Below are 19,606 nucleotides of genomic sequence, written 5' to 3'. Positions count from 1 at the left end.
TTGGGATCAGCCGAGCACGGTCTGAGCCACGATGTTGCGCTGCACTTCGTTGGAGCCACCGTAGATGGTGGTCTTGCGCAGGTTGAAGTAGGTGGATGCCAGCGGCGCGTTGGCCACCACGCCGCCGGGGAAGTTGCCCTGCCAGCCGGCTTCCATGGCCTCTTCGATGAAGGGCATGGCAAAGGGGCCTGCGGCCAGCATCATCAGCTCGGCATAGCGTTGCTGGATCTCGCTGCCCTTGATCTTGAGCAGGCCCGCAATGTCGAGCGAGTTCTTGCCCGACTTCTCGGCCGACAGCACGCGCAGCACCAGCATTTCCAGGGCCACGATATCCACTTCGAGCAGGGCGATCTGGTCGCGGAAGCGCACCGCATCAGCGCCCCCTTCGGTAGGGTCCCACATGCCTTCGGTCTTGGCGATGCGCTTCAAGCGCTCCAGCTCGCGCTTGCTGCGGTTCACGTCGGCGATGTTGGTGCGCTCGTGGCTCAGCAAGTGCTTGGCGTAGGTCCAGCCCTTGTTCTCTTCGCCGATCAGGTTCTCGGCGGGCACTTCGACGTTGTCGAAGAACACTTCGTTCACTTCGCACTCGCCGTCCAGCAGCTTGATGGGACGCACGGTGACGCCCTTGGACTTCATGTCCACCAGCAGGAAGGAGATGCCAGTCTGCGGCTTGCCCTCAGTGCTGGTGCGCACCAGGTTGAACATCCAGTCGCCATGCTGGCCCAGGGTCGTCCAGGTTTTTTGGCCATTGACGATGTATTTGTCGCCCACGCGCTCGGCGCGGGTCTTGACCGAGGCGAGGTCGGAGCCTGAGCCGGGTTCGCTGTATCCCTGGCTCCACCAGACTTCGCCGCTGGCGATGCCGGGCAAGAAGCGCTTTTGCTGCTCGGCATTGCCAAAGGCCATGATCACCGGGGCCACCATGACGGGGCCGAAGGGGATGATGCGCGGCGCGCCTGCCAGCGCGCACTCTTCTTCAAACAGGTGCTTTTGTACGGCCGTCCAGCCGGGGCCGCCAAACTCCTTGGGCCAGCCAAAGGCCAGCCAGCCTTTTTTGCCCAGAATCTTGGCCCAGCCCTGCATATCGTCGCGGGTCAGGCGCAGGGCGTTGTGCACCTTGTGGGAGATTTCCTTGGGCAGATTGGCTTGAACCCAGGTGCGGACTTCCTCGCGGAAGGCCTGCTCTTCGGGGGTGAATGCGAGATCCATGCAGCTTGTCTCCTATTGATTTTGTGTTTGTAGCACGGTCGTTCGTTTCAGTCCTGTCCGGGTGGTGACATGCTCGTCAACCCAGGCACCAGGCCCAGCTCGTCGCACAGGCGGCGCACCGTGGCTTGCAGGCTGGCCACTTCGGCCTCCAGCGCTTGCACGCGGGCTTGCAGGGCGGGGGCAGGGGTATCCAGTGAGGGGGGCGGGTGGCCGCCGTAGGCCTGCGGGCTGGTGTCTACCGGCCCGCACAGCAAGTGTGCCCAGCGCGGCTCGCGGGCGCCGGGCGCGCGGGGCAGCAGCGCGACCAGCGGGCCGCCTTTTTCTGCGCTGCGGTTTTGCAATTCGTCCAAAAACGCTTCCACCGACGAGATGTCGGCAAACCGGTGCCAGCGCTCGGCGTTGATGCGCAGCTCGCCCGCCGTCTGCGGCCCGCGCAGCATCAGCAGGCCCAGCAGCGCGGCCGACTGGTCGGGCACACCCACGCCACGCTGAAAGTTATGTTCCCACCGTGTGGTGCGGTTGCCGCTGCTCTCAAACGCCAGGGTTAGCCCGGATATTTCACCGTAGTAGAGCCACAAACGAGGACGGCATTGCCCTTGTGTGCCCGAAAATCCAGGTGTCGAATCTTGATCAACGAGCGGGCAATGCCGAAGCCAAACTGTACCGAAGAAATTGACGTTGGGAGCATGGACTTTGGCCGGTTGGGCCGGCGCGTGGTGCAGGGGTGTTTTGACGGCGGCAGCATGACCAGCGATGGTGGCGTGATGCTGCTTGGCCAGGTCGATCGCAAGCTGGGCTTGATGGATGCGGCGGCGCGCTGCATCGCCGATCCGCGCAATCCGCTACTGATCACGCACGACGTGCGCGACATGTTGCGCCAGCGGGTGTACGGCCTGGCGCTGGGCTGGGAAGACCTCAACGACCACGGTGCTCTGCGCTGTGACGTGGCTGTGCAGACGGCTGTTGGCGTGGACCACGAGATTGCCAGCGCGCCTACGCTTTGCCGACTGGAGAAATGGGCCGACCGTGCCACGGCGTGGCGGCTGCACGAGGTGTTGGTCAATCAGTTCATCGCCAGCTTCGAGAGCGCGCCCGAAGAGTTGGTGCTGGACTTTGATGCCACCGACAACCCGTTGCACGGCCAGCAGGAGGCACGCTTCTTCCATGGTTACTACGACAGCTACTGCTACCTGCCCCTGTACGTGTTCTGCGGCCAGCAACTGCTGTGCGCCTACTTGCGGCCCAGCAACATCGATGCGGCGCAGCACGCTGGGGCTATCCTCAAGCTGCTGGTGCGCCGACTGCGCCAGAGTTGGCCGCAGGTGCGCATCGTGTTTCGGGCCGACTCCGGGTTCTGCCGCCAACGCATCCTGAACTGGTGCGAGCGCGCCGGCGTGCACTACATCGTGGGTCTGGCGCGCAATGCACGGCTGCAGGCGCGCGTGGCGTTTGCCGAACTCTCAATGAAAGACGAATACGAGCGCAGCGGGGCCAAACAGCGCATGGTCGATGAATTCGACTACGCCGCACAGAGCTGGCCGCACGAGCGGCGCGTGATCACGCGGCTTGAATGGGGCGCGCAAGGCTGCAACCCGCGCTTCATCGTGACAAACCTTGCCGGTGATCCCCAGGCGCTGTACGACGGCGTGTACTGCCAGCGCGGCGAGGCGGAGAACCGGATCAAGGAAGCGCAGGTAGGGCTGTTCGCCACGCGCACGAGCTGCCATGTGCTGCGCTCCAACCAACTGCGCATGCTGCTGGCCGCGCTGGGCTACGTGCTGGTAGAGAGGCTGCGCGCGTTGGCGTTGCAGGGCACAGAGCTGGCCACGGCGCAGATCGACACGCTGCGCATGAAGCTGCTCAAGGTGGCGGCAGTGGTGACGCGCAACACGCGGCGCATCCGCCTGTACCTGGCCTCCAACTGGCCCAGTGCGCAGACCTTCGCGCACGCCATGAGCCAGCTGCGCTCACCCTGAACACACCAGCAGCGCCTGGCCGGCGCGATGAAACAAAAACGGCCCGCAACCCAAGCCGGGGTGGGGGTCAGTGCGACCGCATTGCGCATGCCAACCATCACACCCATGGCTGCGGCCAACATCGTGGCCTTGCTCGCTCAAATCCGCGCCGCGATGCCCCGCTGCGCAGGCCGTTGCCTACATGCGTGAAATATCCGGGTTAGCAGCTTCAGCGAATCCAGCGCCTCTTGCGCTTCGGCATCGGTCAGTTGCATCACCGGGTCGCGGCTGGTTTTCTGGTTGCAACCGGTGACAAGGCCGTTGAGCGACATGGGGTAGCTGTCGGGCACCGTGCGGGCTTTTTCCATCAATGTCGCCAGCACGCGGGCTTCGTTGGGGGTGAGGGGGCGGGTGGCGGGGCTAAACGGGGTGGACATGGCTGGGATAATCACAGGCAAATGAAGAACATTGTGATTTTGATCTCTGGCGGCGGCTCCAACATGGCGGCCATTGTGAAAACCGCGCAGCAGGAGCAGTGGGAGCGCGCGTACGGTGTGCGCATTGCTGCCGTGGTGAGCAACAAGGCCGATGCCAAAGGCCTTGTGTTTGCCCGCGATCACGGTATTGCCACCGCCGTGCTCGACCACAAGGCGTTTGAGAGCCGCGAGGCTTTTGATGCGGCACTGGCCCAGGCGATTGACCAGTACCAGCCTGCCCTGGTGGTGCTGGCCGGGTTCATGCGCATCCTGACCCCCGGTTTTGTGGAGCACTACGCCGGGCGGCTCATCAACATCCACCCTTCGTTGCTGCCCGCTTTCACCGGTCTTCATACGCACCAGCGCGCCATCGACGCCGGCTGCAAGTTTGCAGGCGTGACGGTGCACCAGGTGACGGCCGAGCTGGACGTGGGCCCCATCCTGGACCAGGCCGTGGTTCCGGTATTGCCGGGCGACACGGCGCAAACCCTGGCGGCGCGCGTGCTGACGCAGGAGCACATCATTTACCCCCGCGCAGTGCGAAACCTGGTCCGGGCGCTGTAGCCCCACCTTGCTCTGAAGCGTTGCCGCCCACGCGAGGCGCTACAGGGTGGACACCACCTCTGCGGCGCTGCCATGCAGCACGGCCTTGACCTGGGCCGCTTGCTCTGGCGTGGTGGGGTGGGCCACCACCGCCCAGTGGTTGTGGCGCAGCGCAGACCGCACGCGGGTGATGAGGCGAATGTGGTCCGGTCGCATCGACAGCAGCCCGCCTGCCAGCAACCCAAACGTGGTGCCAAAGCCCGCCAGTGCGATCAAGGCCAGCAGCGGGCTGCTGGCGATTATGGGGTGCCCTGCGCGCGCGAACCACACATACAGGGCCAGCCCCGCAGCAGCCCCCGCCATGCCGCCTACCACGTGCGTTTGATAAAACGTGCGGGCAATGCCCTGGGGTTCAGGTTCCATCGCGTACGAAAAAATTTCACGGTGCGGTGCCCTCGCATCGTGCGGGCCTAGCAGCCGCAGCTGGCCCGCTTGGATGCCGCCTAGCCGCATCACAGCGGCCATTGATGATTCAGCCTGCCCTTTTTTTGGATACAGGCCGGCGACCTTGGTGAGGGAACGTTCTCCAAACAACCCTTGAAGCAAATAAGCCATGGTGACCTCCAGCGTGGGGAATGAAACAAGCCTGACCGCTGCGGTGTGGGGCGGGGCAGCAGGGTCACCCCGGCCCGGCAGCTTGGCCAAGCGGACGGTTTCAAATTAGCGTGAAGGGTGCTGCGGGGTTGTAGGACGTGCCAAGCCGTCCCGGTAGGCAGCCTTTGTACTGCGGATCGTGTGCTTTGAAGAAAAATGGGCTCTGGCGCTTTACCAGAAAGCGCTACTAGCTATTAAAAATATAGCAAATCAAGTGGTGGCTGGGCTGGCGGGGATGGCATCTGCGTACTTTTCGAAGCGCGGGCGCAGCACCCCGTCGATGGTGACCTGCTCGGCAAACATGGCGGCCGGGCGCACCCACAAGCCGTGTTCACCGTACAGGGCGCGGTACACGGTCATGGGCTCCAGCGTTTCGCTGTGCCGGGCGGTGCCCACCACCTCGTACAGGTTGCCTTTGTAGTGCCGGTACAAGCCCGGGGGTGTGGGGGGCAAGGGAGGAAGGGTTTCGTTCATGGTTAGGATGGAAGGTTGTGCTGCGGCCGCCGACCACGGCGGTACCGCTAAAAAAATAAAAAAAGGGAGGGGTTAGGCCATGGAATGGGCAGATTTTGTGCATCTGGTGCGCACCAGCGAGCAAGACAGCGCCGAAAACAGCAGTGCGTACCGGCGCAGCGTAGCCGCTTTTGCCGCCCTGGGCTACGCCTGGGTGGTGGGCTGCGCCGTCGTCGCACTGGCGTTGGTGGCCTGGGCGTTGCCGCAGTTGCTGCAAGGGCGTTTTCGTTTCGGCTTGGTGTTGCTGCTGCTGGCAGCGGGTAGCCTGCTATGGGTCAGCCTGCGGGCGTTGTGGGTGCGCATTGCGCCGCCTGAGGGCGAAGAGATCACCGCCGAAGACGCCCCGGAACTGTTCCAGGCGCTGGAGCGCATCCGCCGCAAGGTGAAAGGCCCGGCGATTCACCATGTGCTGCTCAGCGATGAGTTCAACGCCAGCATCCAGCAGATTCCGCGCTATGGCCTGTTCGGTGGTGGCACCAATTACCTTGTGATTGGCCTGCCACTGCTGATGGCGCTGGACCGTGGTCGATTTTTGTCGGTGCTGGCTCATGAATACGGCCACCTGCGCGGCGACCATGGCCGCTTTGGCGCCTGGATCTACCGCACCCGCTGGTCCTGGATGCAGTTGAACAAGAACCTGGGTGACGATACCGGCGTGGCTGGGGTTGCCACGCAGGCGTTTCTGCGCTGGTACTTTCCACGCTTTGCCGCCAAAACCTTTGCGATGGCGCGGCAGGATGAATACGAGGCCGACCACATTGCCGGTCGCCTCGCGGGCCGCGAAGTCATGGCTGCGGCATTGATCGAGGTGGAGATCCGCGGGCGCTGGCTGCAAACCGAGTTCTGGCGTGACCATTGGTGCATGGCGGCCAGCCAGGCGTTGCCCGTGGGGCCTTTCCGTGGTTTGCGGCGCCTGCTGGCCCGCGCTCCCGAAGCCGCATTTGCCAACGATGCCTTGCGCCAGTCGCTCAAACGCATCAGCAACCTGGACGACACCCACCCCGGTTTGCGAGACCGGCTGGAAGCGCTGGACGCCGCTGGCACGCTGCCGGAATGGTCGCGTGGCAGCGCCCTGGGCCTGCTGGGGCCTGAATACAAAGCCTGGATCGCCCGCTTTGACCGGCAATGGTGTGCCGACAACGCCACCGAATGGAAGCTGCACCACGCCTGGCTGCAGCGCGTGCGTGCCCGTGCCGAGGCCCTGCAGGCTGGCATGGCCCAGGCCAGCGCTGCCGACTTGGTGGAGCTTGCCCGATTGCGCAAACACCTGGATCCACGCGCCGACGTGCGCCCGCTGTACGAACTGGCGCTGGAGCGCAGCGCCGAACACCCGGGTGCCCTGCGCGGCCTGGTGCAGGCACTGCCTGAGGGGGACCGCGAAGCCAAGCTGGCCTGCCTGCACCGTTTGTGGGACGTGGGCAGCAACGACCGCTGGTGGGCCGCCCGCACGGCGCTGGCCGAGCTGGAAACCCCCCGGATGGGCTATGACCACGACGCAGCCGCCTTCAAGCAATGGCGCAAGCGGCTGGAGCGCGCCCAGGAATCGGAGGAGCGCGCCTGGGAAGAGTTGAGCCACCCGGCCTACTTCAGCCACATCGCACGCCACGATCTGAGCGAGTTCGAGCTGGGGGAGTTTCAGGCCGAGCTGGCCCGCTGCACCCCCATTGCGCGGGCCTGGCTGGTGCGCAAGAACCTGCGCGAGCACCCTCAGCGCCGTGCCTATCTGTTGTTTGTGGAGCTGCCCGGCATGGACGATGAAGACCGTTATGAGCTGTGCCGCTCGCTGGAGCGCACGCTCGGGCTGCCCGGCCCGGTGCTGGCGCTGTGGGCGGGTGAATCGCCCACGCTGCAGGAGATTCGACGCTCGGCGTTCGAGCCGGTGTTTTCGCGCTGAAGGGCCTCGCTTTTGGCAAAGGCCAGGGGCTCTGGCGGGGTAGGGTGGGCCTGGCTCAGGTCGGCCTGGGGTCATAGTGGGACAATCGGGGGATGCATCCCAAAGTTCTTCTTGACGCCTGTGCCGAGCTGGTGCGGCTGACCCTCACGTTTGAACACCCGGCCGACGCCGTGGTGTCCCGCTTTTTTCGCGACAACCGCGGCCTGGGCCCGCGCGAGCGCGCCACCCTGGCAGAAACGGTGTACACCGTGCTGCGTAAAAAGCTCTTGTTCGACCACCTCGCGCCATCGGGTTCTGGCCCCAAGGAGCGGCGCCTGGCCATCCTGGGCTTTCATGGCCCGCGTGACTTTTTGAAGAGCGCGCTGACCGAGCAGGAAAAGAACTGGCTCGACCAGTGCGACGCCATCAACCCCGCCGACCTGATGGAGCGCCACCGCCACAACCTGCCCGAGTGGCTGGTACAGCCCCTCAAGGACCAGCTGGGCGATGAGTTCTGGCCGCTGGCTGAAAGCATGGCGCAGAACGCGCCGCTGGACCTGCGCGTCAACGTTTTGAAGGAAAAACGGGCTGATGTGCAGAAGGAGCTTGCGCAGGCAGCTATCAAATCCGTAGCAACGCCATATTCCCCGTGGGGTCTGCGCATTGAGGGCAAGCCCGCACTGACCAAGCTCGACGCCTTCACCCGTGGCGCCATCGAGGTGCAGGACGAAGGCTCGCAACTGCTGGCATTGCTGCTGGACGCCAAGCGCGGCGAAATGGTGGTGGACTTTTGTGCCGGTGCCGGTGGCAAGACCCTGGCGATTGGCGCCACCATGCGCAGCACGGGCCGCCTTTACGCGTTTGATGTGTCGGCCCACCGGCTCGATGCCCTCAAGCCCCGCATGGCCCGCAGTGGCCTGTCGAACATCCACCCCGCCGCCATTGCCCACGAGCGCGACGAGCGCATCAAGCGCCTGGCCGGCAAGATCGACCGTGTGCTGGTGGACGCCCCTTGCTCAGGCCTGGGCACGCTGCGCCGCAATCCTGACCTCAAATGGCGCCAGTCTGCCAAGGCGGTGCAAGAGCTGGTGGTCAAACAGGCCGCCATTCTGGACAGCGCCGCCCGCTTGCTCAAACCGGGCGGGCGTCTGGTCTATGCCACCTGCAGCATCTTGCCGCAGGAAAACGAGGCCATTGCCGAAGCATTTACCGCAGCCCACCCGGATTTCTTGCCGCTGGATGCGGGTGAAGTTCTGGGCCAGCTGAAAGTGGAGCAGGCCGCCAGCCTGTGCAGCGGTGGCGAGACTGGCACAGCCTATTTGCGCATGTGGCCCCACCGCCACCAGACGGACGGCTTCTTCGCCGCCGTGTGGACGCGCAAGGGTTGATCCTCGGGCAACTGTCTTGCCCCGGCGGCGTCCATTCGCGGGGAACCCCGACCCCCAAGAATGGAATGCCGCCCTAGAATTTGTGTCGAGTGCCCTGCGTGGGCTGTTGTGTGTGTGGAAGAGGCAGTGTGAATATGTTGTTACCTGATTGGGCGGTGCTTGACGCCATCATTGATTGGCTGGGCCATGGCCTGTGGAACCTGACCTGGTGGCAGATCGTGCTGTACACGCTGGTCACGACGCACATCACCATCGCGGCAGTCACCATCTTCCTGCACCGAGCGCAGGCCCACCGGGCGCTGGAGTTGCACGCCATCCCCTCGCATTTCTTCCGTTTCTGGCTGTGGGTGGGCACGGGCATGCAGACCAAGGAATGGGTGGCCATTCACCGCAAGCACCACGCCAAGTGCGAAACGCCGGACGACCCACACAGCCCGCAGACCCGTGGGCTGGATACCGTGATGTGGCGCGGCGCCGAGCTGTACCGTGCTGAGGCCAAAAACCCCGAAACCCTCCAGAAATTTGGCCATGGCACCCCCAATGACTGGGTGGAGCGCAACGTGTACAGCCGCTTTGGCTGGCAGGGTGTGGGCCTGATGCTGATTTTGAATCTGGCCTTGTTCGGCGCTGCAGGCGCTGCCGTGTGGGCAGTGCAGATGGCCTGGATTCCGTTCTGGGCAGCCGGGGTGGTCAATGGTGTGGGCCACTACTGGGGCTACCGCAACTTCGAGGCGCAAGATGCCAGCACCAACCTCTCGCCCTGGGGCATCCTGATTGGCGGGGAGGAGCTGCATAACAACCACCACACCTACCCCACGGCCGCCAAGTTCTCGGTCAAGCCGTTTGAATTCGACATTGGCTGGCTGTACATCAGCCTGATGCAAAAAGTGGGCTGGGCCACGGTGAAGAAGGTACCTCCCAAGCTGCAGTTGGGTGCCCCCAAGCCTGTGGCCGATGAGAAAACGCTGGAAGCCTTGATCGCCAACCGCTATGAGGTGATGGCGGGCTACGCCCGGGGTGTGCGCCAGGCGTGCAAGGATGAAATGGCTGCCTTGAAGGCGCGCCATGGCGATGTGTCCGTGCTCAAGGCCGCCAAGCGCTGGCTGCACCGCGACACCGAGAAAGTGCCTGCGCAGGCCTTGCCCCAACTGGCCCAGGTGCGTGCCGCGTACCCTGCGCTGGACACCATGGTCACCATGCGCGAAGAACTGCGCCAGTTGTGGCTCAACACCTCGCACTCGCGCGAGCAGCTCACTGCAGATTTGCAGGCCTGGTGCCGCCGCGCTGAAGAAAGCGGTATCGCCGCGCTGCGCGAGTTCTCTTTGCGCTTGCGCTCCGTGCAGGCCTGATCTAGCGGGGGCTCTGTAAAGGCTCGGTTGCCCTGGGGGGCCTCTACGGGTGTCCCAGACTGCTGCGGTGAGCTGCGTGGGCTGCTGTTTTGGCATGGCAGCCCGGCACGCAGAAGATTTCCTGACGCTTTGCTTTGAGGCCATCGCCCTCTTTGACCGCCAGCAATTCAGATGCAGATAGCACAGACATAAAAAAACCGCCGGGCATTGCTGCCGGGCGGTTTTTTCGGGATGAAGGCTGAATTACTTCAGCTTCATTTCCTTGTATTCCACATGCTTGCGAGCTTTTGGATCAAATTTCATGATCAGCATCTTCTCGGGCATGGTCTTCTTGTTCTTGGTCGTGGTGTAGAAGTGGCCGGTACCCGCAGTGGATTCCAGCTTGATCTTGTCGCGTCCGCCTTTGCTTGCCATGGTGCTACTCCTTAAGCCTGGCCACGGGCACGCAGGTCTGCGAGCACCGAGTCGATACCGTTCTTGTCGATCAAACGCAGGGCAGCGCTCGAAACACGCAGGCGCACCCAGCGGTTTTCGCTCTCAACCCAGAAACGGCGGTATTGCAGGTTCGGCAGGAACCGGCGCTTGGTTTTGTTGTTGGCGTGGGAAACGTTGTTCCCAGTCATGGGCTTCTTGCCCGTTACGTCGCAGACGCGTGCCATCAGGACACTCCGATACTTTTATAACGACCATTTGCGGGCGCCCCGGCAAAGTGCGCAGGGCTCGCTAGCGGTCTCACCTCGCCAGAAAGGGTGGCGGTAACCCGATTGTTGAACCTGAAGTTCCGCCAGGACGGCGGGCAGGAATCAGCAAAGCCGCAGATTATAGCCTGCGGCCTACTTTTCGATCAAGCCTCTTGTTCGAGGAAGCGCTGCGCATCGAGTGCGGCCATGCAGCCCGTGCCCGCGCTGGTGATGGCTTGGCGGTACACGTGGTCTTGCACGTCGCCTGCGGCAAACACACCGGGCACGCTGGTCTGGGTGGCAAAGCCCTTGAGCCCGCCCTGCGTGACGATGTAGCCGTTGTCCATCTCCAGCTGGCCCTGGAAGATTTCAGTGTTGGGCGCATGGCCAATCGCGATGAAGCAGCCCTTGAGCTCGATGTCCTGGGTGCTGCCGTCTTGCGTGCTCTTGATGCGAATGCCCGTCACGCCGGTGTCGTCGCCCAGCACTTCATCCAGGGTGTGGAACACCTTCAGCTCGATCTTGCCGGCAGCCACTTTTTCGTTCAGCTTGTCCACCAGAATGGGCTCGGCCTTGAACTTGTCGCGGCGGTGCACCAGCGTGACCTTGCGGGCGATGTTCGAGAGGTAGAGCGCCTCTTCCACGGCAGTGTTGCCGCCACCCACCACGCACACGTCCTGGTCGCGGTAGAAGAAACCATCGCAGGTGGCGCAGCCAGACACGCCGCGGCCCATGAACGCTTCTTCCGAGGGCAGGCCCAGGTACTTGGCCGATGCGCCGGTGGCGATGATCAGGGAGTCGCAGGTGTAGGTACCGCTGTCGCCTGTGAGGGTGAAGGGGCGCTTGCTGAAATCGACCTTGTTGATGTGGTCGAAGATGATCTGGGTCTTGAAGCGCTCGGCGTGCTCCAGAAAGCGCTGCATCAGGTCCGGGCCTTGCACGCCGTGCACGTCAGCGGGCCAGTTGTCCACTTCGGTGGTGGTCATCAGCTGCCCGCCCTGCGCCATGCCGGTGATCAGCACGGGGTTCAGGTTGGCACGCGCAGCGTAAACGGCGGCGGTGTAGCCGGCAGGGCCAGAGCCGAGGATCAGAACTTTCGCGTGTTGGGTGATGGACATGGTACAAGCCTGTGTTGTGCGCGCCTGCCAGGGAGGCTGGGCGCTGTTGGAAAATAAAAAGAGAGCCCACCAAGTATCCGCCGAGGGGCGGCACACAGGAACAGGCCGTTTTCAATCGTGGTGATTGTAAGAACCCATCAAAACCGGGGTGGTCGGGATGGGTTCGTTATGCTGTTGAGGAGAAGTCTTTTCCATGTCAACCATGTTGTCCAACCTGGACCTGCTGCGCAGGGTGCCATTGTTCTCGCTGCTCACGGTGACGCAGGCGGAGGTGATCAGCGGGGCGGTGACCAAGCAACGCTATAAGCGCGGTGAGGTGCTGGTGGAGCAGGGGCAAAAGTCCAACGCCCTGGCCATTTTGCTCACGGGCAGGGCGCGCGTGGTATCGGCCGACAGCCGGGGCCGCGAGGTGATTCTGGCCACTCTGGGGCCAGGCGACTACATCGGCGAGATGAGCATCATCGACAACGAGCCGCATTCGGCCACGGTGCGGGCCGAGGTGCAGACCGATGTGCTGCTGCTCGGCCGGGCGGACTTTGCCCGCTGCCTCGCGGAAAACGCCTCCATGTCGCTGGTGGTGATGCGCGGTCTGGTCAAGCGCCTGCGCCATGCCGACCGCAAAATTGAGTCACTGGCGTTACTGGATGTGTATGGCCGCGTGGCCCATGCCCTGTTGGAGTTTGCGGTGCAGGATGCTCAGGGCCAGTGGATCATTCGCGAGAAAATCTCGCGCCAGGACCTGGCCAAGATGGTGGGTGCCTCGCGCGAGATGGTCAGCCGCGTGATGAAAGACCTGGAAGAGCGTGCCTTTATCCAGACCCTGCCCAGTGGCGTGACCCTGCTCAAAGAGCGCCTGAACTCCCTGAATTGAAGGCCATGTCCGCACCGCTGCGGGCGCGGTCTGCCCTTGCCCATGGGGTAAGCTTGCCCGGCACGTTATGACTTATTCCCTCAATACCTTGAATGCTTCTGCGGCGGCCAAGTCGCCCCCCCGCACCGGCGCGGCCCGGTTCGGTCATGAGGTCAGTTTGCTGGTGGGGCTGCTGGCCCTGATTTTCTGGTTGCTGGCCTTGGTCAGCTATTCGGCTCAAGACCCGTCCTGGTCCTCCTCGGGCGTGGGCTCGTCGCGCATGGTGGCCAACTGGGCGGGGCGCCTGGGGGCGTGGCTGGCCGATGGCAGCTACTTTGCGCTGGGCTTTTCGGTGTGGTGGTGCGTGGCCGCAGCCGTGTGCGCCTGGTTTGCGTCGTTGGCGCGGTGGATGCGCGGTGGTGAAGTGCCCGAAGGCGCTCCATCGCCCGCCATGCGCCGTCTGGTGTTCTGGGTGGGGCTGATTTTGCTCGTCTGCGCCAGTGCCGCACTGGAATGGTCGCGCCTGTACCGGTTCGAGTCGTACCTGCCGGGCGGCCACGGTGGCGGGGTGCTGGGCTACACGGTGGGCTTGAGTGCCATGAAGTGGCTGGGCTTCACCGGCTCGGGCCTGGTGAGCATCGTGCTGCTGGTGGTGGGCGCTTCCATGGTGTTTCGCTTTTCGTGGGGGCATGTGGCCGAGTGGCTGGGTGGGCGCATTGATGCGCTGGTGCAGTCGCGCCTGGCGCAGCGCGAGGTGGCCAAAGACGTGGCCGTGGGCCGCAAGGCCGCGCGCGAACGTGCGGTGGTGGTGCGCGAAGAGCGCACCGAGAGCGAAGAGCACCACCCCGAGCCCGTGCAGATCATCGAGCCCGTGCTGGTGGATGCCCCCCAAAGCGCCCGGGTGGTGAAAGAGCGGCAAAAGCCCTTGTTCACCGACATGCCTGACAGCAAGCTGCCCATGGTGGACCTGCTGGACGGGCCGCAACAGAAGCAGGAAACCGTTTCTTCCGACACGCTGGAGATGACCAGCCGCCTCATCGAGAAAAAGCTCAAGGACTTTGGCGTGGAAGTGCGCGTGGTGGCAGCCATGCCCGGCCCGGTGATCACACGCTATGAAATCGAGCCCGCCACGGGCGTGAAAGGCTCGCAGATCGTGGGCCTGGCCAAGGACCTGGCGCGCTCGCTCAGCCTCGTGTCCATCCGGGTGGTGGAGACCATCCCCGGCAAGAACTACATGGCATTGGAGCTGCCCAACGCCAAGCGCCAGTCGATTCGCCTGTCCGAAATCCTGGGCTCACAGATTTACCACGACGCCAAGAGCATGCTCACCATGGGCCTGGGCAAAGACATCGTGGGCAACCCGGTGGTGGCAGATCTCGCCAAGATGCCACACGTGCTGGTGGCCGGTACCACGGGCTCGGGCAAGTCGGTGGGGATCAACGCCATGATCCTCTCGCTGCTCTACAAGGCCGAGGCGCGCGATGTGCGCCTGTTGATGATCGACCCCAAGATGCTGGAAATGTCGGTCTACGAAGGCATTCCGCACCTGCTGGCCCCGGTGGTGACGGACATGAAACAGGCCGCCCATGGCCTGAATTGGTGCGTGGCCGAGATGGAGCGCCGCTACAAGCTCATGTCCAAGCTGGGCGTGCGCAACCTGGCGGGCTACAACGCCAAGATCGACGAAGCCAAGGCCAAGGAAGAGTTCATCTACAACCCCTTCAGCCTCACGCCCGAAGAGCCCGAGCCGCTGCAGCGCCTGCCGCACATCGTGGTGGTCATCGACGAGCTGGCCGACCTGATGATGGTGGTGGGCAAGAAGATTGAAGAGCTGATTGCCCGCCTGGCGCAAAAGGCCCGTGCGGCTGGCATTCACCTGATTCTGGCCACCCAGCGCCCCAGCGTGGATGTGATCACTGGCCTGATCAAGGCCAACATTCCCACCCGCATCGCCTTCCAGGTGAGCAGCAAGATCGACAGCCGCACCATTCTTGACCAGATGGGCGCTGAAGCCCTGCTGGGCATGGGCGACATGCTCTACATGGCCAGCGGCACGGGCCTGCCCATTCGGGTGCATGGCGCCTTCGTGTCAGACGAGGAAGTACACCGTGTCGTCAGTTACCTCAAGGAACAAGGGGAGCCGGACTACATCGAAGGGGTGCTGGAAGGTGGCACTGTAGAGGGTGACGGCGATTTGTCGGCAGAGGGGGGTGAAAGCGGTGAGAAGGACCCCATGTACGACCAAGCCGTCGAGGTGGTGCTGAAAGACCGCAAGGCCAGCATCTCTTATGTGCAGCGCAAGCTGCGCATTGGCTACAACCGCTCGGCCCGCCTGCTGGAAGACATGGAAAAAGCCGGCTTGGTCAGCGCCCTTACGGCCAGCGGCCAGCGCGAAGTGCTGGTGCCTGCGCGCGAAGGTTGATCTGCCCGCAGGCCATGGCCCCCCGAACCTGAGGTTCTGTGGGCCGGTCAGGGGGGCGAGCATCGCGTTCAAGGAGTTTTTGTTGAAAAAGATTTTCACTGCAATTTTGATAGCTGCCAGCGCAAGCCTGGCAAGCGCTGATGGGCTAAAAAGCCTTGAGAACTTCATGAAAGGCACGCAGACCGGGCGGGCCGATTTCACGCAGGTGGTGACTTCCCCGCCCAAAGACGGGCAGGCCGCACGCAGCAAGACATCCAGCGGCACCTTTGAATTCCAGCGCCCAGGGCGCTTCAAGTTCATCTACCAAAAGCCGTTTGAGCAAACCATCGTGGCCGACGGGCAAACCCTGTGGCTGCTGGATGTGGATCTGAACCAGGTCACCCAGCGCTCGCAGGCGCAGGCATTGGGCTCCACGCCTGCGTCGCTGATTGCCTCGGCGGCAGACCTGTCGGCCCTGCGGGCTGATTTCACACTGGCCGCCGCGCCTGACCAGGATGGATTGCAGTGGGTGCAGGCCACCCCCAAGGCCAAGGATGGCCAGTTGCAAAGCGTGCGCGTGGGGTTTGCGGGCGAACAACTGGCGGCGCTGGACATTGTGGACAGCTTCGGCCAGCGCTCGGCGATTCGTTTCAAGGGCATGCAGGTCAACCCGGCGCTGCCCGCCAGCACCTTCCAGTTCAAGCCACCGGCCGGTGCAGACATCGTCAAGCAATAAAGCCGGTGGACTGACAGCCCTGGTCATAGGCCAGATGAATGGAATGGTGAGTGCTATGATTTCGATAGCTGCCTGCGCTTGCAGATAAAGCGCAAACCGATGTTTTTGCTTCAGGTGCGCATGGCCTGTGGTGCAATAGCAGCCCCGGCCCGTGCGCACTTCACTTTATGACCCGAAAACCCGCTGACCCCGTCGCTTCCCCCTTGGGCTTGCACCAGCCCCTGGCCGAAGTCCTGCGCCCGCGCACGCTGGCCGAGGTGGTGGGTCAGCAGCATGTGCTGGGGCCGGGCATGCCGCTGCGGCTGGCGTTCGAGTCGGGCCGCCCGCACAGCTGCATCCTGTGGGGCCCGCCGGGTGTCGGCAAAACCACCATTGCCCGGCTGATGGCCGACGCGTTTGATGCGCAGTTCATCAGCATCAGCGCGGTGCTTGGCGGTGTAAAAGACATCCGCGATGCGGTGGAACGCGCCCAGGCGGCGCGCGATGGACTCATGCAGCAGCGCACCCTGGTGTTTGTGGACGAGGTGCACCGCTTCAACAAGAGCCAGCAAGACGCGTTTTTACCGCACGTCGAAAGCGGGCTGTTCACCTTCATTGGGGCCACCACCGAGAACCCCTCGTTCGAGGTGAACTCGGCCCTGCTGTCGCGTGCGGCCGTGTACGTGCTGCAACCGTTGTCCGCCGACGATTTGAAGCAAATTGTGGCCCTGGCGCAATCCCATCAAGCGGTACCAGCTATGGAAAGCATAGCAATCGATCGCCTGGTGGCTTATGCCGATGGCGACGCCCGCAAGCTGCTCAACACGCTCGAAACCCTGGCCATGGCGGCCACCCAGGAAAAGCTGCAAGAGATCACCGATGCCTGGCTGCTGAAAGTGCTGGGCGAGCGCATGCGCCGCTACGACAAGGGTGGTGAGCAGTTCTACGACACCATCAGCGCGCTGCACAAGTCGGTGCGCGGCTCTGACCCTGACGCGGCGCTGTACTGGCTGGTGCGCATGCTCGATGGTGGTGCAGACCCGCGCTACATGGCTCGCCGTCTGGTGCGCATGGCCAGTGAAGACATTGGGCTGGCCGACCCGCGCGCCTTGCGGCTGGCGCTGGATGCCGCCGAGGTGTACGAGCGCCTGGGCTCGCCCGAGGGTGAACTGGCCCTGGCCGAATGTGTGGTGTACCTGGCCGTGGCCCCCAAGTCCAACGCGGTTTACAAGGCCTACAACGCGGCCAAGGCCTGGGTGAAGCAGGACGGCACCCGCCCTGTGCCCATGCATTTGCGCAACGCCCCCACGCAGTTGATGAAGCAGCTCGACTACGGCAAGGGCTACCGCTACGCGCACGACGAGGAGGGCGGTTTTGCGGCGGGCGAGCGCTATCTGCCCGACGGCATGGCCGACCCCGGCTTTTACGAGCCGGTGGAGCGTGGTCTGGAAATCAAGATCGCCCAGAAGCTGCGCGACCTGCGCGAGCGCAACGCCGCCGCAGACCTTTCGCACCCGCCTAGCGCTGAATAACCCCTTTTCTGGGGCCTGCGTGGCCCCTTATGCCGATCGTGCATGGGCTGGGTAATAAGTTCGCACATCGGTTGTGGGTGGTGCATCAAAATTCCTTATGGATTGCTTTTGCGGCTGATGAAGCGCAAATCTGCGGGAAAACCCCGCCACTGCTGGCGTGGAGCCGAAACGAGTACTCGCTACAATCGCGACCACAAACCCGCACAGCTGCATTTCTGGCGGGTTTTTTGCTAGATGGCAGTCGGGCCCAAAAGGCTGCACCGATTCCGGTGTCTGCACGATGGGCACGTCACAAACGAAGGACTTTTCTTATGGACATTTTGCTGCAGCAGATCATCAACGGTCTGGTATTGGGCAGCATGTACGCCTTGATAGCCTTGGGCTACACGATGGTGTACGGCATTATTCAACTGATCAATTTCGCCCACGGCGAAGTGCTCATGATCGGTGCACTCACAAGCTGGAGCTGTATTGGCTTGATGCAAGGGGCCATGCCCGGCGCGCCAGGCTGGGTCATCCTGCTTCTGGCCACGCTCATCGCCTGTATCGTGGCCGCCAGCCTGAACTTTGTCATTGAAAAAGTGGCATACCGGCCCCTGCGCAACAGCCCGCGCCTGGCTCCCCTGATCACCGCCATCGGCATGTCGATCTTGCTGCAGACGCTGGCCATGATCATCTGGAAGCCCAACTACAAGCCCTATCCCACGATGTTGCCCAGCACGCCTTTTCAGGTGGGCGGCGCCTTCATCACCCCCACGCAGATCCTGATTCTGGGTGTGACGGCCATCGCACTGGCTTCGCTGGTCTATCTGGTGAACCACACCAACCTGGGCCGCGCCATGCGCGCCACGGCGGAAAACCCCCGCGTGGCCTCGCTCATGGGCGTCAAGCCCGACATGGTGATCTCTGCCACCTTCATCATCGGCGCCATCCTGGCCGCCATCGCCGGCATGATGTACGCCTCCAACTACGGCACGGCGCAGCACACCATGGGCTTCCTGCCCGGTCTCAAGGCCTTCACGGCAGCCGTGTTTGGCGGCATCGGCAACCTGGCGGGCGCGGTGGTGGGCGGCATCTTGCTGGGCCTCATCGAAGCCATCGGCTCGGGCTACATCGGCACGCTCACGGGCGGTTTGCTGGGCAGCCACTACACCGACATCTTTGCGTTCATCGTGCTCATCATCATCCTGACGCTGCGCCCCTCGGGCCTGCTGGGTGAGCGTGTGGCCGATCGCGCCTGAGGAGCCTCACACCATGAAGAACACCAAAATCAACTGGGTCCTGGGCGGCATTGCGCTCCTGATCCTCCCGCTGGTCCTGCAGTACTTTGGCAACGCCTGGGTGCGCATCGCCGACCTGGCCTTGCTGTACGTGATGCTGGCCCTGGGCCTGAACATCGTGGTGGGCTACGCTGGCCTGCTCGACCTGGGCTACGTGGCGTTCTACGCCGTGGGCGCCTACCTGTTTGGCCTGATGGCTTCGCCGCACCTGGCTGACAACTTTGCGGCCTTTGCCGCCATGTTCCCGAACGGCCTGCACACCTCGCTGTGGCTGGTGATCCCGCTGGCGGCGGTGTTGGCGGCCTTTTGTGGGGCTTTGCTGGGCGCACCAACCCTCAAGCTGCGCGGTGACTACCTGGCCATCGTGACCCTGGGCTTTGGCGAAATCATCCGCATTTTCCTGAACAACCTGGACCACCCCGTCAACCTGACCAACGGCCCCAAGGGCATCGGCCAGATCGACTCGGTCAAGATCTTCGGTCTGGACCTGGGCAAGCGCCTGGAACTGTTCGGCTATGACATCAACTCCGTCACGCTGTACTACTACCTGTTCCTCATCCTGGTGATCTTCACCGTGGTGATCTGCTACCGCCTGCAGGACTCGCGCATCGGCCGCGCCTGGATGGCCATCCGCGAAGACGAAATCGCCGCCAAGGCCATGGGCATCAACACCCGCAACATGAAGTTGCTGGCTTTCGGCATGGGCGCCTCGTTCGGTGGCGTGTCGGGTGCCATGTTCGGTGCCTTCCAGGGCTTCGTCTCGCCTGAGTCGTTCAGCCTGATGGAGTCCGTGATGATCATCGCGATGGTGGTGCTCGGCGGTATTGGCCACATCCCCGGCGTGATTCTGGGTGCCGTTTTGCTGGCCGCGCTGCCTGAAGTGCTGCGTTACGTGGCCGGCCCGCTGCAGGCCATGACCGACGGTCGTCTGGACTCCGCCATCCTGCGCCAGCTGCTGATCGCTCTGGCCATGATCGTCATCATGCTGCTGCGTCCCCGTGGCCTGTGGCCTGCGCCAGAGCACGGCAAGAGCCTGACCCAAAAGACTTGAACCCATCGCAGAAAGTTAG

17 protein-coding genes and 2 pseudogenes are annotated in these 19,606 nt (G+C 63.4%); 11 read left to right on the top strand and 8 right to left on the bottom strand.

The annotated features are described in order from the left end of the window. Nucleotides 1-6 precede the first annotated feature (6 nt). Both IHV84_RS00665 and IHV84_RS00660 read right to left on the bottom strand, forming a co-directional pair. Nucleotides 7-1,209, bottom strand: coding sequence for an acyl-CoA dehydrogenase family protein (locus IHV84_RS00665; protein WP_198845406.1), 1,203 nt, complete (start codon nt 1,207-1,209; stop codon nt 7-9). A 47-nt stretch (nt 1,210-1,256) separates the two neighbouring features. Then, nucleotides 1,257-1,769 (bottom strand): annotated as a pseudogene (locus IHV84_RS00660) (DUF480 domain-containing protein); the annotation flags it as partial. 84 nt (nt 1,770-1,853) lie between these two features. On the opposite strand from IHV84_RS00660, the gene IHV84_RS00655 reads away from it, so the two are divergent. Then, the gene (locus IHV84_RS00655) at nt 1,854-3,185 is read left to right on the top strand and encodes an IS1380 family transposase (RefSeq protein ID WP_103737289.1); all 1,332 of its coding nucleotides are present in this window, start codon (nt 1,854-1,856) and stop codon (nt 3,183-3,185) included. A gap of 197 nt (nt 3,186-3,382) precedes the next feature. On the opposite strand, the pseudogene IHV84_RS00650 reads toward IHV84_RS00655, so the two are convergent. Continuing rightward, nucleotides 3,383-3,601, bottom strand: a pseudogene (locus tag IHV84_RS00650) (DUF480 domain-containing protein); the annotation flags it as partial. Nucleotides 3,602-3,622: 21 nt separating this feature from the next. On the opposite strand from IHV84_RS00650, the gene purN reads away from it, so the two are divergent. Further along, nucleotides 3,623-4,204 (top strand): phosphoribosylglycinamide formyltransferase, encoded by a 582-nt coding sequence (gene purN, locus IHV84_RS00645; protein ID WP_198845405.1) that lies wholly within the window; start codon nt 3,623-3,625, stop codon nt 4,202-4,204. A 39-nt stretch (nt 4,205-4,243) separates the two neighbouring features. Here the strand turns inward: purN and IHV84_RS00640 are convergent, their stop codons facing one another. Both IHV84_RS00640 and IHV84_RS00635 read right to left on the bottom strand, forming a co-directional pair. Then, on the bottom strand, nt 4,244-4,606 hold the full coding sequence (locus tag IHV84_RS00640; RefSeq protein ID WP_233099623.1) for a hypothetical protein: 363 nt from the start codon (nt 4,604-4,606) through the stop codon (nt 4,244-4,246). A gap of 441 nt (nt 4,607-5,047) precedes the next feature. Then, nucleotides 5,048-5,311, bottom strand: coding sequence for a DUF1653 domain-containing protein (locus IHV84_RS00635; protein WP_198845403.1), 264 nt, complete (start codon nt 5,309-5,311; stop codon nt 5,048-5,050). Between the two features lie 79 nt (nt 5,312-5,390). Here IHV84_RS00635 and IHV84_RS00630 point away from each other — a divergent pair, with 79 nt between their 5' ends. The 3 genes from IHV84_RS00630 to IHV84_RS00620 all read left to right on the top strand — a co-directional run bounded on the left by IHV84_RS00630 (nt 5,391) and on the right by IHV84_RS00620 (nt 9,960). Continuing rightward, entirely contained in the window at nt 5,391-7,244 is a 1,854-nt protein-coding gene (locus IHV84_RS00630) for a M48 family metallopeptidase (protein ID WP_198845402.1), read from the top strand. Between the two features lie 92 nt (nt 7,245-7,336). Continuing rightward, nucleotides 7,337-8,611 carry an RsmB/NOP family class I SAM-dependent RNA methyltransferase gene (locus IHV84_RS00625; RefSeq protein WP_198845401.1) on the top strand — a complete coding sequence of 425 codons (1,275 nt, stop codon included), beginning with the start codon at nt 7,337-7,339 and terminating at the stop codon, nt 8,609-8,611. Between the two features lie 134 nt (nt 8,612-8,745). Further along, entirely contained in the window at nt 8,746-9,960 is a 1,215-nt protein-coding gene (locus IHV84_RS00620; RefSeq protein WP_066690910.1) for a fatty acid desaturase, read from the top strand. Nucleotides 9,961-10,203: 243 nt separating this feature from the next. Here IHV84_RS00620 and rpmG read toward each other — a convergent pair whose 3' ends face one another. From rpmG to trxB, 3 genes are all read right to left on the bottom strand, one after another. Beyond that, nucleotides 10,204-10,374: a 50S ribosomal protein L33 gene (gene rpmG / locus IHV84_RS00615; protein WP_008904999.1), complete on the bottom strand. Its 171-nt coding sequence runs from the start codon at nt 10,372-10,374 to the stop codon at nt 10,204-10,206. Nucleotides 10,375-10,385: 11 nt separating this feature from the next. Continuing rightward, nucleotides 10,386-10,619, bottom strand: a complete 234-nt coding sequence (gene rpmB / locus IHV84_RS00610) for a 50S ribosomal protein L28 (RefSeq protein WP_015013086.1) — start codon at nt 10,617-10,619, stop codon at nt 10,386-10,388. Between the two features lie 185 nt (nt 10,620-10,804). Beyond that, on the bottom strand, nt 10,805-11,758 hold the full coding sequence (gene trxB, locus IHV84_RS00605) for a thioredoxin-disulfide reductase (RefSeq protein WP_044395953.1): 954 nt from the start codon (nt 11,756-11,758) through the stop codon (nt 10,805-10,807). A 193-nt stretch (nt 11,759-11,951) separates the two neighbouring features. Between trxB and IHV84_RS00600 the strand changes: the two genes are divergently transcribed. From IHV84_RS00600 to IHV84_RS00575, 6 genes are all read left to right on the top strand, one after another. Further along, entirely contained in the window at nt 11,952-12,629 is a 678-nt protein-coding gene (locus IHV84_RS00600; protein ID WP_198845400.1) for a Crp/Fnr family transcriptional regulator, read from the top strand. Between the two features lie 67 nt (nt 12,630-12,696). Then, nucleotides 12,697-15,030 carry a DNA translocase FtsK gene (locus tag IHV84_RS00595; RefSeq protein WP_198845399.1) on the top strand — a complete coding sequence of 778 codons (2,334 nt, stop codon included), beginning with the start codon at nt 12,697-12,699 and terminating at the stop codon, nt 15,028-15,030. Nucleotides 15,031-15,112: 82 nt separating this feature from the next. Beyond that, the gene (lolA, locus tag IHV84_RS00590) at nt 15,113-15,745 is read left to right on the top strand and encodes an outer membrane lipoprotein chaperone LolA (protein WP_198845398.1); all 633 of its coding nucleotides are present in this window, start codon (nt 15,113-15,115) and stop codon (nt 15,743-15,745) included. A 167-nt stretch (nt 15,746-15,912) separates the two neighbouring features. Further along, the gene (locus tag IHV84_RS00585) at nt 15,913-17,256 is read left to right on the top strand and encodes a replication-associated recombination protein A (protein ID WP_198845397.1); all 1,344 of its coding nucleotides are present in this window, start codon (nt 15,913-15,915) and stop codon (nt 17,254-17,256) included. Between the two features lie 311 nt (nt 17,257-17,567). Then, nucleotides 17,568-18,497 carry a branched-chain amino acid ABC transporter permease gene (locus tag IHV84_RS00580; RefSeq protein WP_044395959.1) on the top strand — a complete coding sequence of 310 codons (930 nt, stop codon included), beginning with the start codon at nt 17,568-17,570 and terminating at the stop codon, nt 18,495-18,497. A gap of 13 nt (nt 18,498-18,510) precedes the next feature. Further along, nucleotides 18,511-19,587 (top strand): ABC transporter ATP-binding protein, encoded by a 1,077-nt coding sequence (locus tag IHV84_RS00575; RefSeq protein WP_044396106.1) that lies wholly within the window; start codon nt 18,511-18,513, stop codon nt 19,585-19,587. Nucleotides 19,588-19,606 lie beyond the last annotated feature (19 nt).

Source organism: Acidovorax sp. IB03 (assembly GCF_016406015.1).
GTDB classification, from domain to species: Bacteria; Pseudomonadota; Gammaproteobacteria; order Burkholderiales; family Burkholderiaceae_C; genus Acidovorax; species Acidovorax temperans.
The sequence above is the reverse complement of the archived record's forward strand: the minus strand, read 5'-3'. Positions and strand labels throughout refer to the sequence as shown.

Bases quoted from the DNA above. Each gene is read 5' to 3' on its own strand.
- IHV84_RS00665 (WP_198845406.1), bottom strand. From the start codon at position 1,209: ATGGATCTCGCATTCACCCCCGAAGAGCAGGCCTTCCGCGAGGAAGTC.
- IHV84_RS00625 (WP_198845401.1), top strand. From the start codon at position 7,337: ATGCATCCCAAAGTTCTTCTTGACGCCTGTGCCGAGCTGGTGCGGCTG.
- IHV84_RS00585 (WP_198845397.1), top strand. From the start codon at position 15,913: ATGACCCGAAAACCCGCTGACCCCGTCGCTTCCCCCTTGGGCTTGCAC.
- IHV84_RS00580 (WP_044395959.1), top strand. From the start codon at position 17,568: ATGGACATTTTGCTGCAGCAGATCATCAACGGTCTGGTATTGGGCAGC.
- trxB (WP_044395953.1), bottom strand. From the start codon at position 11,758: ATGTCCATCACCCAACACGCGAAAGTTCTGATCCTCGGCTCTGGCCCT.
- IHV84_RS00600 (WP_198845400.1), top strand. From the start codon at position 11,952: ATGTCAACCATGTTGTCCAACCTGGACCTGCTGCGCAGGGTGCCATTG.
- IHV84_RS00630 (WP_198845402.1), top strand. From the start codon at position 5,391: ATGGAATGGGCAGATTTTGTGCATCTGGTGCGCACCAGCGAGCAAGAC.
- rpmB (WP_015013086.1), bottom strand. From the start codon at position 10,619: ATGGCACGCGTCTGCGACGTAACGGGCAAGAAGCCCATGACTGGGAAC.
- purN (WP_198845405.1), top strand. From the start codon at position 3,623: ATGAAGAACATTGTGATTTTGATCTCTGGCGGCGGCTCCAACATGGCG.
- IHV84_RS00655 (WP_103737289.1), top strand. From the start codon at position 1,854: ATGCCGAAGCCAAACTGTACCGAAGAAATTGACGTTGGGAGCATGGAC.
- IHV84_RS00640 (WP_233099623.1), bottom strand. From the start codon at position 4,606: ATGGAACCTGAACCCCAGGGCATTGCCCGCACGTTTTATCAAACGCAC.
- rpmG (WP_008904999.1), bottom strand. From the start codon at position 10,374: ATGGCAAGCAAAGGCGGACGCGACAAGATCAAGCTGGAATCCACTGCG.
- IHV84_RS00595 (WP_198845399.1), top strand. From the start codon at position 12,697: ATGACTTATTCCCTCAATACCTTGAATGCTTCTGCGGCGGCCAAGTCG.
- IHV84_RS00575 (WP_044396106.1), top strand. From the start codon at position 18,511: ATGAAGAACACCAAAATCAACTGGGTCCTGGGCGGCATTGCGCTCCTG.
- IHV84_RS00620 (WP_066690910.1), top strand. From the start codon at position 8,746: ATGTTGTTACCTGATTGGGCGGTGCTTGACGCCATCATTGATTGGCTG.
- IHV84_RS00635 (WP_198845403.1), bottom strand. From the start codon at position 5,311: ATGAACGAAACCCTTCCTCCCTTGCCCCCCACACCCCCGGGCTTGTAC.